A 14,166-nucleotide genomic window follows, 5' to 3' on the forward strand; every position below is an offset into this window, starting at 1 on the left:
ACCGGTTATTTCAACCTTATAGCACAAAATCTTTTTTCTTTTCTAAAAATTTTTGTATTTTTTTACACAAAAAAAGCAACCGAACATTCTCAGCTCCGTTGCTTCTGTTATTATAACTTACTTTTATAATGTTTTCAATACTTTCAGTCTTCCTGCGCTGTCCTTCCAGTCTGCCGGCTCCGTTTCCACAAGATATCCTCTTCCATTTCCCACATGCCACTCATAAAAGCTACGTGCCGGTTCCCCATAAGCTTCCAGTACGTTCATGATCGTACCGCCATGTACAACCATGGCAGCCTCATGAATTCCTGTTTCCAGACATTTTGTGAGCACCCTGTGGAATCCACAAAGATTCCTGTCCCTGCACTGCTCACGACTCTCCCCTCCGGGAAACGGCAATGTTCCATTGCTGTCCACCCATTCCTGATAATGAGGATTGTCAGTGAGTTCCAGATAATTTCTGTTTTCAAATTCTCCGAAATCGCACTCCGAAAGTTCTTTTATTGTTTCCACTTCAAAATCCGGAAAAAGGATCTCCGCAGTCTCCATACATCTTCGCAGCGGACTTGCAAAAACCATTTCAGGTTCCGGATAAACCAGCGTCCGAAGAAAAGCCTTTCCCTGCGGGCAAAGCGGCTCATCTGTCACTCCGATATATCGTTTTTTAAGATTTCCTTCTGTCATTCCGTGCCGTATCAGCCAGATTTTAAGCATTTTTGATCACCGTCCCGATACCACATACAACTCTTGTTACTTTTTCTGAAAAAAGCGCCAGTTCTGTACAGACCCTTCCCACTGCTTCCCTGTACCTGCGGTCAAAGGCATCAATGGGAACTACGCCATATCCGACCTCATCAGACACAAGAATTATTTCTGGATTATTCCGGATTAATTTTCCGGCCAGGTCGCCGACTTCACGGCCTTCTTTCAGTTCTTTCCGGATAAATTCATGAAATCCCAGAACTCCATCTGCTCTTAAAAGCGTTTCCAGGTCAGCTTCTTCGCCCCTGACCCATGTAATATCCGGATATTCTGCTTCTGCCAGTTCTTTTTTGCCCTGGAAAGCTCCTCCAATGATCATTTTCATAATTAAATCTTCTCCCATCAGTTACGGAAAAACAACTGTAACAACTGCCAGTATCAGCACTGACCATACTTCACAGAGACAGAGAAAATATCCTGCAAGATCTCCGGTTGTTCCTCCAAAATACTTCATTGCCTTATATCTGTAAAAAACAAACACCAAAAGCGCTGTTATAAATGCCGAAATACCCCATATCGGCTGTATATACACATCTGCTGCCAGAAGAAAGATCAGATAAACTATAAGTGTGATCCTTACAGGGCGGTCTTCTGCTTTACGCGAAAACTCTGCCACTGTACCGGAGGCATTTGCTTTAGGCAGGCTTAATACTCCCAGTCCTGACAGACACCGTGAAATACAGAACCCGAGTGCCATAATACAAAGTGCCTTCCAGTTATCGTTTATCTGACTGTAACCACCGTAAAAAGCCATAAAATACACACAGGCTGTGATCACCGCAAATGCACCTGCATGAGAATCTTTCAGTATTTCCAGGCGTTTTTCACGATCACGCCAGGAACTTAACGCATCTGAAGTATCCAGAAGACCATCTACGTGAATCCCACCTGTTATTACGACAGGAATAAGCACAAGGATTACTGTAAGAAATCCGTTTCCGATTCCAAAATACCAGCCGGTTTTTGCAGCCAGAAGGGAAACCGCTCCGATCACAGCTCCGATGAATGGAAAAAAACAAAACATGTATTTCATATTTTCTTTACTCCAATCAGCCTGGGGCATCGGAATTTTTGAAAACATGGCAAATGCGATTTTAAAACTGTTCCATAAACTTTTCATGAAAGTTCCTCTCTTATCTTATGTATTTCACTGAAATCCAACAGGGGAAGTTCCTGTTTGTGATACACCGGAATTCCATATACCACTTCCACAACCTGATCTGCCAACCTGGCAAGTTTCTGGTTGATCAGCCCGAGATACTTCTGATAAGTTTCTGTTTCCCCTTCATACACTACCGCTTCCGAAAAAATCTCATTTGTGACAATCACAATATCTCCGGCCTGCCTGCAAAGGCTCCTGATTCCCTCCAGAACCGCCTCAACAGTATTTTCTCCTGCACCATCTTTTTGGAACATTTCGTTCGCAACCAGATTGGACATACATTCCAGCAATACAGTGCTTTGTTCCGGAACCTTTACATTCTGCAGGCCTGTATAACACTCTACAGTCTCAAATCCCTTGCCACTCCTCATATTCCTGTGCCGTGCCACTCGCTTTTTGCTTTCTTCATCAAAAGGAAACATGGTTGCAATATAAATTCTTTTTTTCTCACCAAGAGCCAGTACACAGTCCTCTGCAAATGCTGATTTTCCACTGCCGCTGCCTCCGGTTACAAGAATCATCATATTTATTTCAGCTCCTCATACTGATCTACATGAATATCCTCAAAAGTACTCATGGTGTTGTAAACTGCCATTCCCATATCAAGATAAGGGAAAAGCGCCACTGCGCCACTGCCTTCACCAAGACACATATCACCATGGATCACCGCTTCTTTTTCCAGAGCTTCAAGAATCAGTTTTGCCGCCGGTTCCTTCGATACATGTGAGGCAATCATATAATCTCCTGCCTGTGGACAGATTCTCATTGCGATCAACGCAGAAACACAGGAAATAAATCCATCGATCACAACCGGAACACCAAGGGCCGCTCCTCCGAGAAAGACGCCAGCCATTCCCGCAATATCAAGTCCGCCTACTTTTGCCAGCACATCTACCGGATCTGAAGGATCCGGCCGGTTAATTTCGATTGCCCTGTGGATGGCTTCAATTTTGCGGAGCAGGCCTTCACTTGAAAGCCCTGCTCCACGGCCGGTCATTTTTTCTACAGGTTCATCAAGAAGAACAGATGCCACAGCACTGCTTGTTGTAGTATTACCGATGCCCATCTCGCCGGTTGCAAGCAGGTTGTAACCTTTTTCTTTCAGCCTTACAACCATCTCAACACCTGCTTCCAGGCCTTTTACCGCCTCTTCTTTTGTCATTGCAGGTCCTTTTGTCATATTACGTGTTCCCATAGTGACCTTCAGATCTGTAGGAACTTCTGTATCAACAACCATTCCCACATCTACCGGAAATACGTCTGTATGACACTGTCTGCACATAACACAGGCTGACGTATCTCCTTTCAGAAAATTTCTGGCAACAATTGCCGTAACTTCCTGTCCTGTCTGGGTCACCCCTTCTTCTACCACCCCGTTGTCCGCACACATTGCCACCAGAGCACGTTTTCCGATGGAAACATCTGCTGTTCCTTCAATTCCGGCGATCTGAATCACCAGATCTTCCATTTTTCCAAGTGAGTGAAGCGGTTTTGCAATACTGTCCCAACGTTTTGAGGCATTCTTCATTGCACTTTTATCCAGTGGTTTTATTTTCTTAAGTGTTTCTTCCAATAACATTTCTTTTTCCCGCCTTTTTATTTTCCTGTTGTGAATACAAAAAACTTACTGAAAATATAATTCAGCGCAAGCACAATAAACTGTGTGATAAATTTTCCTGCCATATCTGCAAGTCCGACTTTTTCGACCAGAAGCCATACACCGCCAACTTCTACTACCATGGTAACAAGACGGGCGCTCACAAATTTGAAGAACGGTTGAATATGATCTTTCAGAGTCTCACATTTATCTTCAAAAACAAATTTCGAGTTTACCACATACGCAAAAATAATAGCAACAATGATTGAAATAATATTTGCAACAGTAAGTTCAAGTCCTGCTTTTCTCAGGCCGTAAAAACAGATCAGATTTACCAGTGTGGTACACCCTCCCCAGAAAATATATCTGAGAATATCATTATTGTAACATTTCCAGAAAAGCTGAATCAGAAATTTAATCGGTTTCATTTTTTACTCCTGTTATTTTTTATCGTTTGTTTCTCCTGCATTTCCATTTATGATTCTGGAAACAATATATCTCGGCCTTCGTCGGACTTCTTCATAAATCCTAGCTATATAAAATCCGATTATACCAAGACTCAGCATTATTGCGCTTCCTATGAGAAGCATCACAAGGATCGTCGTTGTATATCCCTCTACTGCATGTCCACGGAAATACTGTACAAGTGAATAAATGATCAGGACCAGTGAACCCACAAAACAGATTCCCCCTGCTATACTGATAAACTGCAGCGGAATTGTTGTAAATGATACAATATTTGTGAAAGCATACCGGATAAGAGAACCTACCGTCCACTTTGACATGCCAGCAGCCCGTTCATGAACCTCAAATTCAACAGTTGTCGTCTGATATCCCACCCAGGAAGATATCGCCCTGAAAAACAGTTTCTGCTCAGGCATAGACAGAACTGTCTTTACCACCTGCCTGTCCAGCATTTTAAAATCAGACGTATTCTCCATATCTACTTTCATGATTCCGGACATAATTCTGTAAAAGAAGCCTGCACTTTCCCTGTGAAAGACGCTCTCCTCACCACGGTTTTTCTTGATTCCTTCTATAACCTGAAATCCTTCCTGCCATTTGCGGTACATTTTCACAAGTGTTTCCGGCGGATGCTGAAGATCACAGTCCATAACAGCTGTTACATCTCCTGTGGCATATGCCAGGCCGGCAAGAATTGCGGCCTCTTTTCCGAAATTTCTCGAAAACTGAACTCCCGTTATCCGTGAGTCTTTTGCCGCCTGACTCGAAATTTCTTCTGCCGTGCGGTCTGTTGAACCGTCATTAACAAAAACAAGTTCATAGGAAATGTCTGCTCCTTCCAGCACTCTGCGCACTTCATCACACATCCTGCTGATCATCTGCTCTTCATTAAAAGCAGGAATTACTACTGATAACAGACTCATTTATACTTTCTTTTTCCCTTTCTGTTCATAAATACTACCCAACTGTAGCACAGGATACCAATACAAGTCAAGCCAAGGCCTGTCTTCAGATACGGCGTACAGTACACGAGTCTGATCTCATGACTTCCTTCAGACAGTTCAATTGCCATATACATGGTATTTGCCTGTTTAACTTCTGTTTCTCTGCCATCTACATAAGCTTTGAACCCTTTATTATAAGGGAGGGCGATCAGAAGAGCTTTCGGAGAAGACACCGATATTTTTCCGGTGATCTCATTTGTTTTCATCTGTACCTCCGTCAGTGATTCCTCTGCAAGCTTATCTGTCTGACTGTCTACTTTGTTCATTGGCTGACATACAATTTCCAGATCATCCAGGGTGTATACACCTGTATTCTCAAATGTTAATGTAATTGAACTTTTGCCATTTACAGAATATCCCGTATTGCAGATAAAATTATGTTTTCCACTGTATGCATTGTATTTATCTGTAAAAATGCTAATAGTTTTTTCAGGGAAAGATCCTTTTATATCAATCGTAGCCTGCTGGCTTTCTTTCCAGTAACGCCATTTGCTGTTTTCATAAAGGAGCTGATTCTGCTCATATTTCGTCATTTTGTTCCATTTTTTGTCACTTACCATTTCAAGAGGAGAAAGTGCTTCATAATCCACATTTTCGGTGATCAGATAAGTTTCACTGTTACGGAGCCCATGAAATGTAAGTTTAAGTTTGGCATTTTCCTCTGTAACAGTTATTTTACCATCTTTCATATGGCATCCTTCACCAGTTGAAACCTTATAAGCGATTTTTCTGTCACTGAAAACAGGTTCTGTCTCCGGAAGGAAACTGTCTTCAAGTACAACTCCCTGAAGCAGTGCCTGTTGTTTTTCTGTAGCAGACATCTTTTCATATTCAGATCTCGGAATATAAGAATCATAAGTATATCCTATCGGAAGACTGTGTTCATTTTCATATGCCAGATATTTTTTGTTATCTTTTTTTGCTTTTCCTGCTTTTTTTGAATATCCATACGGAAGATATCCGGTTCCCTTTTCTCTTACGACAAAATATTTCACTGCCGCCAGACGATCCAGGATTGTTCTTCCATCCAGATTTTCATAACGGTGTTCTTTGGGGGCATTCAAAAATACTTCCTCAAAAAATTTACCGATACACTCACTTGCCACACTGAAATAATAAGAAGTTCCATTAGTTCCCATCTGCATGGATGAGTTATCATAGGTCAGTGAATCCAGCTGATCGTATCGATATACCGTTTTATCTCCTGTTTCCAGAACAGCAAAATCTGTTCCGGCTTCCAGTTTTTCAAGTGCTTCTCCTTTTTCTGCATACTCTGAAAGATAATCTTTTTCCATGGAGTACTGATAATAAATATTAAAAACAATTCCCGCAATTAAAAGTCCCGACAACATAACTGTCAGATTTTTCTTCTTTACAAATACTGATCCGTAAGTCAGGATCACAAAAACAGAAAGTGTAAGAATCAGAACTCCAATCATATTTCTCGGTGTTCTCGCAGCATCCGGGAGAAGTACAAGTCCGCAGTACACCAGAAGCATCACAAAAATTCTTCGTTTTTCTTTTAGCGTAAGTGCAAATATATCAGGATATATTTTTACAAAGATGTATGAAATCATCATTCCATATGCCCATATCCAGCGGTTGGATACATAAGAAAATCCATTAAGGACATGTCCGGCAAACGGAATCAGAAGAAACAGATTCAAAAGAATAAATCCTGCCTTCAGTGTACTGTATTTTTTTCTTTTTGAAAAAAGTACAAACACACCTGCAAGAGATATTGCAGAATATCCCGCAACACCCCACTGAATCATATTTTCTCCGATCAGACATCCCAGATATTTTTCGTAGTAAATTCTGTCATAAAACAGCGGCACATAGTTAGACGCATTGAACCGTTCCGTTCCAAACACAGGAAGCAACACGGGAAGTAATATCACTGCTGCAATCAGTAATGCGATCACAGAATAGACAATAAATACGCCCAGCCAGTGTCCTATATTTTTCAGTGAATGGTCCTGAAAAATCTGAAAAAAACGGAACACCGCATACAGTACCATAAAAATAACGATCATATAGAAAAAATAGAAATTCGACAGCCCTGCAATCGCCACTGACCATATATAAACATATGGTTTTTCTTTTTTGTAGATTTTGTCAATTCCCATCAAAATCAGAGGCAGATAAATCATTGGATTGGCAAAATACGGGTGTTTCATGGAAGCATAGATTGTCCAGCCTGCAAATATGTAAATCATAGTCCCCATAAATGTAGCCTGCTTGGAATTCCTGTGATAAAAACTGTATCTGCTAAAAGCAATTCCAGCCAGATAAATACGCAGAAAAATCAAAAATCCGTACAGTGCTTCTGTGTGTTCCGGTTTTATAAACACAGAAAGTAATGTCAACGGATCTCCAATCACATAATAATGCAGTGTAGTAAGAATATCTGATCCATATCCTATATGCATATCCCACATAGGGATACTGAATTTGTGTTCCACAAACAGGCTGTAAAGAATCTTTCTCAGATATTCTCCATAATATGCCAGTGAATTCAGATGTTGTGGTACACCGTCATGTTTCCATATAAGTGACTTTCCATTTAGATAAAATCTGGATATCAAAAAAGCCGAGATTACCAGAAAAACTATCGTATAGATCAGATAAAAATCTGTATTTTTTGTTTTCTGTAGTCTTTTCTTCATATCATTCTCTCTTAAAAAAGCCGCGGTACAAAAAGTACCGCGGCCTGTTAATCCGAATTATTCTTCTTCGCCGTACATAGCTACGAGTTTATTCAGATATGCATATCTTGCTTTTGCTTCAGATTCATTCTTAGCAAACAGTCTTGCTGCTTTTTCCGGGTTCTGACGCTGCAGAGAGTTGTAACGAACTTCGCCGTTCAGGAAGTCCATATAGTTCTCCATGTCTGGTGTCTTGGAATCCAGAGCAAATTTCTTGTCTGCTGCCGGGTTGAAGCGGAAGTTATGCCAGTATCCGCACTTAACTGCCAGTTCTTCTTCTGTCTGAGCTTTTGCCATACCTTTCTTGATACCATGGTTGATACATGGAGCGTATGCAATAATCAGAGACGGTCCCGGATAAGCTTCTGCTTCAGCAATAGCTTTTACAGTCTGGTTGAAGTCAGCACCCATGGAAATCTGTGCTACGTATACATAACCATAGCTCATTGCGATGGAAGCCATATCTTTCTTCTTAGTTTCTTTTCCGCCAGCTGCGAACTGAGCGATTGCACCTGTAGGTGTAGATTTGGAAGACTGTCCGCCTGTGTTGGAGTAAACTTCTGTATCGAATACCATTACGTTGATGTCACGTCCGCTTGCGAGAACATGGTCAACACCACCGAATCCGATATCGTAAGCCCATCCATCACCACCGAAGATCCACTGGGATTTCTTGGACAGATAATCTTTCTGAGCAAGGATTTCTTTTGCTGCATCACATCCGCATGCTTCCAGAGCTGCGATGAGTTTGTCTGTTGCTGCACCGTTAGTTGCTCCTACAGCAAATGTATCCAGCCATTCCTGACCAGCTTCTTTAACTGCTTCGTCTTTACCATCAGCTACAACAGCTTCTACTTTTGCTTTCAGGCCATCACGGATAGCTCTCTGAGCAAGAAGCATACCATAACCAAACTCAGCGTTGTCTTCGAACAGTGAGTTAGCCCATGCAGGACCCTGTCCTTTAGCGTTTGTTGTGTATGGAGTGGACGGTGAAGAGTTACCCCAGATAGAGGAACATCCTGTAGCATTTGCAATGTACATTCTGTCACCGAACAGCTGAGTGATCAGTTTAGCATAAGGTGTTTCACCACAACCTGCACATGCTCCGGAGAACTCAAGCAGAGGCTGTTTGAACTGGCTTCCCTTAACTGTTGTTTCTTTAAATTTAGCAATAACATCTTCTTTAACCGGAAGTTCTCTTCCATAATCAAAGAATTTCTGAAGTCCTGCGTTTGCTTCCATGTTTTCCATAGCAAGTGCTTTTGCACCTTTCTTACCTGGGCAAACGTTAGCACAGGAACCACATCCTGTACAGTCATAAGCTGATACAGTCATGGTGAATTTGTATTCTTTCATACCTGTCATAGGCAGAGTAGCCATTCCTTCAGGTGCATTTGCAGCTTCTTCTTCTGTAAGTGCTACCGGGCGGATTGCTGCATGTGGGCAGACATATGCACAACGGTTACACTGGATACAGTTTTCCGGCTGCCATACAGGAACATTTACTGCGATACCACGTTTTTCGTATGCAGCTGTTCCGGACGGTGTAGTACCATCAACATATTCTTTGAATGCAGATACAGGAAGTGTATTACCTTCCTGTGCATTGATCTTGCACTGGATGTTATTTACGAAGTCCTGAGCTTCCTGTGCACCATGGTCAGCGTGAGCCATGAAGAGACCTTCATCAGCTGCATCTTTCCAGCTTTCCGGAACTTCAACTTCTACAACCTGTTTTGCACCAGCATCGATAGCTGCCCAGTTTTTCTGAACAACGTCATCACCTTTACGTCCGTAAGTAGCTTTTGCAGCTGCTTTCATCAGTTCAATTGCCTGATCTTCCGGAATGATACCTGTCAGTTTGAAGAATGCAGACTGAAGGATTGTGTTGATACGTGTTGGTCCCATACCAGTTTCAATACCGATCTTAACACCATCGATAGTGTAGAATTTGATATTGTGGTTAGCGATGAATGCTTTAACCTGTCCTGGCAGATGTTTTTCAAGGCCTTCCATATCCCATGCACAGTTCAGAAGGAATGTACCACCGTCAACAAGTTCCTGAACCATGTTGTATTTATTTACATAAGAAGGATTATGACATGCAACAAAGTTTGCTTTGTGGATCAGGTATGTGGATTTGATCGGTTTCTTACCAAAACGAAGGTGAGACATTGTAACACCGCCAGATTTTTTGGAGTCATAATCAAAATATGCCTGAGCATACATGTCTGTATTATCACCGATGATCTTGATGGAGTTTTTGTTAGCACCTACTGTACCGTCTGCTCCCAGACCCCAGAACTTACAGTTTGTAGTTCCTTCCGGAGTTGTAACAAGCGGAGCGCCTGTTTCAAGAGACAGATTTGTAACATCATCAACGATACCAATAGTGAATTTTTCTTTTGTTGTGTTCTCATATACTGCAACGATCTGTGCCGGTGTAGTATCTTTGGAACCCAGACCATAACGTCCTGTAAAGATTTTAACATCTTTGAATTTGCTGTCTTTTAATGCAGCAACAACGTCAAGGTACAGAGGCTCACCAAGAGCTCCTGGCTCTTTTGTTCTGTCAAGAACGCTAATCTGTTTAACGGAATCCGGAATAGCATCGATCAGTGCCTGTGCGCAGAATGGTCTGTAAAGACGAACTTTAACAACACCAACTTTTTTGCCTGCTGCTGCAAGGTAATCGATTGTTTCTTCGATTGTATCATTTACAGAACCCATAGCGATGATGATATGCTCAGCATCTTCAGCTCCGTAGTAGTTAAACAGTTTGTAATCTGTTCCGATCTTTTCATTTACTTTGTCCATGTATTCCTGAACTACTGCCGGAAGAGCATCATAGTACGGGTTACATGCTTCTCTTGCCTGGAAGAAGATATCCGGGTTCTGAGCTGAACCTCTCTGGCATGGGTGATTCGGGTTAAGAGCATGATCACGGAAAGCCTGGATAGCTTCCATATCAGCCATATCCTTCAGATCTTCATAATCCCATGTTTCAATTTTCTGGATTTCGTGAGATGTACGGAATCCATCGAAGAAGTTGATGAATGGAACTTTACCTTTGATTGCTGCAAGATGAGCAACAGGTGTCAGGTCCATAACTTCCTGTACAGAAGATTCGCAGAGCATTGCACATCCGGTCTGACGACAGGCCATAACGTCGGAATGATCTCCGAAAATGGAAAGTGCGTGAGAAGCAAGTGCACGGGCAGATACGTTGATAACACCCGGAAGCTGCTCACCGGCGATTTTGTAAAGGTTCGGGATCATAAGAAGAAGACCCTGTGATGCAGTATAAGTAGTAGTCAGAGCACCTGCTGCCAGAGATCCGTGTACTGCACCTGCAGCACCAGCCTCAGACTGCATCTCTGTAACCTGTACTTCCTGTCCGAAGATGTTCTTTCTTCCCTGGGTAGCCCACTCATCTGTTGCTTCCGCCATAACAGAAGAAGGGGTAATCGGGTAAATAGCAGCTACATCAGAATAAGCATATGATGCATGAGCGGCTGCATGGTTACCATCCATGGTTTTCATCTTTCTTGCCATAGTTTTGTTTTCCTCCTTAAAGGTATGATGAAAATTATTTATTTTTCTAGGTCTGGTATAAGACCTAAAATTCCGTGTATTATTATAGCATACAATCCTTGAATTATTCAACTGGGATTACCTGATTTTCTGTATATAATTACATACAAAGCATCATTTTTGCCCGTAAAAAAAGTTACAGTGCACAAACTTTTGTGAACTATAACTTTTCGGACTATCCTGCTATATATCATATTTTCTCAGAGAAGTTCTCCCATTGTACGGCGTCTCAGCATCCTCCAGAGTTCTTTCTGTATCTCTTCAAGTTCATAATGAACCTTGCAGCTGTTGCCTTCACTGCCATTATTTCTTACACAATCATAACCGTCTTCCATACAGTCTATGATCAGAAGTTCCGGATCAACTGCTGAATAAATATCAAAAAGAGTCATTTCCTCCAGGCTTCTGTTCAGTGAATATCCACCATGTACTCCCCGGTAACCCTTTACCAGTTTTGATTTCTGGAGTTTTTTCAGTATTTTATAAGCAAAAGGTGCTGTAATAGCTTCTTTTTCACAGATTTCTCCGACACTTAATCTTTTTTCTCCCGCCAGTGCACGAATTACTCTTACAGCATAATCGCATTCTCTGGTTATAAACATATTCTACACTCCCTGTATTTTCTGAAAATTCTCATGTTTTCTTTCTTTTTTCATATTTTCCCCACCATTAGCCAGTATATCAGTTCTTTTATGTAATTTCAATATTTTTTCAGTTTTTATCTCATATTCACTTATAAAACGATCATTATTTTCACAAGTATGAATTATCTATTCATAATAAACATATTATTATCTGTATTCGTAACATTCTTTTGTTACTGTTCACTCCGTTCACAGCAACTTGGTCAAAATCCATTCCAAAACACCTCGCCGGACATTGTCTGTGAGCAGTTACATTCTTTTTTCTATTTAAATGCTTTTTATACTTGCAAAATCCCAGGTTTACTGTACAATGGGTTATGTATGGCAAAATGCCTGACAACGAAAATCAACGAAACCATAATGAAGAAAAGAGGTACCTTATGATTTCAGCAAATAATATTACATTACGTGTTGGCAAAAAAGCACTTTTTGAGGATGTCAACATCAAATTTACAGAAGGAAACTGTTACGGTCTTATCGGTGCCAACGGTGCCGGTAAATCTACTTTCCTCAAGATTCTTTCCGGACAGCTAGAACCTACCAAGGGTGATGTTGTCATTACACCTGGCCAGCGTCTTTCTTTCCTGCAGCAGGATCACTTCAAATACGACGCATATAACGTACTTGATACTGTTATCATGGGAAACGCAAGACTCTACGAGATTATGAAAGAAAAAGAAGCTATCTATGCAAAAGAAGACTTCACAGATGAGGATGGTATCCGTGCAAGCGAACTTGAAGGTGAATTTGCAGAGATGAACGGTTGGGAGGCAGAATCTGACGCAGCTACTCTCCTGAATGGTCTTGGAATCGAAACAGATCTCCACTACAGCCAGATGGCTGACCTTACAGGAAGCCAGAAGGTTAAGGTTCTTCTCGCACAGGCTCTGTTCGGAAACCCGGATATCCTTCTTCTCGATGAGCCTACCAACCACCTGGATCTTCCTGCTATCGAATGGCTGGAAGAATTCCTGATCAACTTTGACAATACTGTCATCGTTGTATCTCATGACCGTTACTTCCTTAATAAAGTATGTACTCATACTGCTGATATTGACTATGGCAAGATTCAACTCTATGCTGGTAACTACGATTTCTGGTTTGAATCCAGTCAGCTTCTTATCAAGCAGATGAAGGAAGCCAATAAGAAAAAAGAAGAAAAGATCAAAGAACTTCAGGAATTCATTTCCCGTTTCAGTGCCAACGCTTCCAAGTCCAAGCAGGCAACATCACGTAAACGTGCCCTTGAAAAAATCCAGCTTGACGACATGCGTCCTTCAAGCCGTAAATACCCGTATATTGATTTCCGCCCGAATCGTGAAATCGGAAATGAAGTACTTATGGTAGAAAACCTCTCCAAAACAATTGACGGAGTAAAGGTCCTGGACAATATTTCCTTTACTCTCGGTCATGACGACAAAGTTGCATTCGTGGGTGCAAACGAACAGGCAATCACTACTTTCTTCCGTATTCTTATGGGAGAGCTTGAACCGGACGAAGGAAATTACAAATGGGGTGTCACAACTTCTCAGGCATATTTCCCGAAGGACAACACTGCTGAATTTGACAACGATCTTACTATCACAGACTGGCTGACTCAGTATTCCGAAATCAAAGATGCCACTTATGTTCGTGGCTTCCTTGGCAGAATGCTCTTCCCTGGAGAAGACGGTGTCAAAAAAGTCCGTGTACTTTCCGGTGGTGAAAAAGTCCGCTGTCTCTTATCCAAGATGATGATCTCCGGAGCCAATATTCTTATTCTGGATGAACCGACCAACCATCTTGATATGGAGTCCATCACTGCACTGAACAATGGTCTTATCAAATTCCCGGGAGTTATTCTTTTCACCTCTCATGACCATCAGTTCGTACAGACTACTGCAAACCGTATCATGGAAATCCTTCCAAACGGTACACTGGTTGACAAGATCACCACTTATGACGAATATCTCGCAAGTGATGAAATGGCTAAAAAACGTCACGTCTTCCAGGTTAACGAAGAAGACGCCGCTGACAACTAAATTACCGCAACCAGAGAACTTGCCACCGACAATTTTTCTTGCATACTATGACATCAAAAGCAATGGCGGGCATCACTTCATAGTGATGTCCGCCATTTCAGACTGTAGACAAAGCCCTGCTTTTGCAGGGTTTTGCTATTGTTGGAACCGCTTTTCTGATATAATAAATATCAGAAGGGCGGTGTTTTTTATGATGACGAAAAATGCAG

The 14,166-nt window shown here is 41.7% G+C and carries 11 protein-coding genes; 1 reads left to right on the forward strand and 10 read right to left on the reverse strand.

All coding sequences use genetic code 11. The annotated features are described in order from the left end of the window. Positions 1–123: 123 nt before the first annotated feature. The 10 genes from ACTNB8_RS10780 to ACTNB8_RS10825 all read right to left on the reverse strand — a co-directional run bounded on the left by ACTNB8_RS10780 (position 124) and on the right by ACTNB8_RS10825 (position 11,894). Positions 124–714 (reverse strand): histidine phosphatase family protein, encoded by a 591-nt coding sequence (locus ACTNB8_RS10780; protein ID WP_441054562.1) that lies wholly within the window; start codon positions 712–714, stop codon positions 124–126. Next, positions 707–1,087: a bifunctional adenosylcobinamide kinase/adenosylcobinamide-phosphate guanylyltransferase gene (locus ACTNB8_RS10785; RefSeq protein ID WP_441054564.1), complete on the reverse strand. Its 381-nt coding sequence runs from the start codon at positions 1,085–1,087 to the stop codon at positions 707–709. The genes ACTNB8_RS10780 and ACTNB8_RS10785 overlap by 8 nt, the downstream gene beginning before the upstream one ends. Before the next feature lie 21 nt (positions 1,088–1,108). After that, positions 1,109–1,882, reverse strand: coding sequence for an adenosylcobinamide-GDP ribazoletransferase (cobS, locus tag ACTNB8_RS10790; RefSeq protein ID WP_441054565.1), 774 nt, complete (start codon positions 1,880–1,882; stop codon positions 1,109–1,111). Continuing rightward, positions 1,879–2,448: a bifunctional adenosylcobinamide kinase/adenosylcobinamide-phosphate guanylyltransferase gene (locus tag ACTNB8_RS10795; RefSeq protein WP_441054567.1), complete on the reverse strand. Its 570-nt coding sequence runs from the start codon at positions 2,446–2,448 to the stop codon at positions 1,879–1,881. The genes cobS and ACTNB8_RS10795 overlap by 4 nt, the downstream gene beginning before the upstream one ends. A 2-nt stretch (positions 2,449–2,450) precedes the next feature. Continuing rightward, positions 2,451–3,503: a nicotinate-nucleotide--dimethylbenzimidazole phosphoribosyltransferase gene (cobT, locus tag ACTNB8_RS10800; RefSeq protein ID WP_441054569.1), complete on the reverse strand. Its 1,053-nt coding sequence runs from the start codon at positions 3,501–3,503 to the stop codon at positions 2,451–2,453. A 17-nt stretch (positions 3,504–3,520) separates the two neighbouring features. Further along, complete coding sequence (locus ACTNB8_RS10805) at positions 3,521–3,949, reverse strand: GtrA family protein (RefSeq protein WP_441054571.1); 429 nt, start codon at positions 3,947–3,949, stop codon at positions 3,521–3,523. Positions 3,950–3,961: 12 nt separating this feature from the next. Beyond that, the gene (locus ACTNB8_RS10810) at positions 3,962–4,909 is read right to left on the reverse strand and encodes a glycosyltransferase family 2 protein (RefSeq protein WP_441054573.1); all 948 of its coding nucleotides are present in this window, start codon (positions 4,907–4,909) and stop codon (positions 3,962–3,964) included. After that, positions 4,906–7,659 (reverse strand): YfhO family protein, encoded by a 2,754-nt coding sequence (locus ACTNB8_RS10815; RefSeq protein WP_441054575.1) that lies wholly within the window; start codon positions 7,657–7,659, stop codon positions 4,906–4,908. The genes ACTNB8_RS10810 and ACTNB8_RS10815 overlap by 4 nt, the downstream gene beginning before the upstream one ends. A gap of 57 nt (positions 7,660–7,716) precedes the next feature. Beyond that, the gene (nifJ, locus tag ACTNB8_RS10820) at positions 7,717–11,253 is read right to left on the reverse strand and encodes a pyruvate:ferredoxin (flavodoxin) oxidoreductase (RefSeq protein WP_441054577.1); all 3,537 of its coding nucleotides are present in this window, start codon (positions 11,251–11,253) and stop codon (positions 7,717–7,719) included. Between the two features lie 239 nt (positions 11,254–11,492). After that, complete coding sequence (locus tag ACTNB8_RS10825; RefSeq protein ID WP_441054579.1) at positions 11,493–11,894, reverse strand: RrF2 family transcriptional regulator; 402 nt, start codon at positions 11,892–11,894, stop codon at positions 11,493–11,495. Positions 11,895–12,316: 422 nt separating this feature from the next. Here ACTNB8_RS10825 and ACTNB8_RS10830 point away from each other — a divergent pair, with 422 nt between their 5' ends. Then, positions 12,317–13,957 (forward strand): ABC-F family ATP-binding cassette domain-containing protein, encoded by a 1,641-nt coding sequence (locus tag ACTNB8_RS10830; RefSeq protein ID WP_441054581.1) that lies wholly within the window; start codon positions 12,317–12,319, stop codon positions 13,955–13,957. Positions 13,958–14,166 lie beyond the last annotated feature (209 nt).

This window comes from Blautia sp. HCP28S3_G10 (genome assembly GCF_052065235.1).
Taxonomy (GTDB): Bacteria; Bacillota; Clostridia; order Lachnospirales; family Lachnospiraceae; genus Blautia_A.

Bases quoted from the DNA above. Each gene is read 5' to 3' on its own strand.
- ACTNB8_RS10810 (WP_441054573.1), bottom strand. From the start codon at position 4,909: ATGAGTCTGTTATCAGTAGTAATTCCTGCTTTTAATGAAGAGCAGATG.
- ACTNB8_RS10785 (WP_441054564.1), bottom strand. From the start codon at position 1,087: ATGAAAATGATCATTGGAGGAGCTTTCCAGGGCAAAAAAGAACTGGCA.
- ACTNB8_RS10795 (WP_441054567.1), bottom strand. From the start codon at position 2,448: ATGATGATTCTTGTAACCGGAGGCAGCGGCAGTGGAAAATCAGCATTT.
- ACTNB8_RS10825 (WP_441054579.1), bottom strand. From the start codon at position 11,894: ATGTTTATAACCAGAGAATGCGATTATGCTGTAAGAGTAATTCGTGCA.
- ACTNB8_RS10815 (WP_441054575.1), bottom strand. From the start codon at position 7,659: ATGAAGAAAAGACTACAGAAAACAAAAAATACAGATTTTTATCTGATC.
- cobT (WP_441054569.1), bottom strand. From the start codon at position 3,503: ATGTTATTGGAAGAAACACTTAAGAAAATAAAACCACTGGATAAAAGT.
- ACTNB8_RS10780 (WP_441054562.1), bottom strand. From the start codon at position 714: ATGCTTAAAATCTGGCTGATACGGCACGGAATGACAGAAGGAAATCTT.
- cobS (WP_441054565.1), bottom strand. From the start codon at position 1,882: ATGAAAAGTTTATGGAACAGTTTTAAAATCGCATTTGCCATGTTTTCA.
- nifJ (WP_441054577.1), bottom strand. From the start codon at position 11,253: ATGGCAAGAAAGATGAAAACCATGGATGGTAACCATGCAGCCGCTCAT.
- ACTNB8_RS10830 (WP_441054581.1), top strand. From the start codon at position 12,317: ATGATTTCAGCAAATAATATTACATTACGTGTTGGCAAAAAAGCACTT.
- ACTNB8_RS10805 (WP_441054571.1), bottom strand. From the start codon at position 3,949: ATGAAACCGATTAAATTTCTGATTCAGCTTTTCTGGAAATGTTACAAT.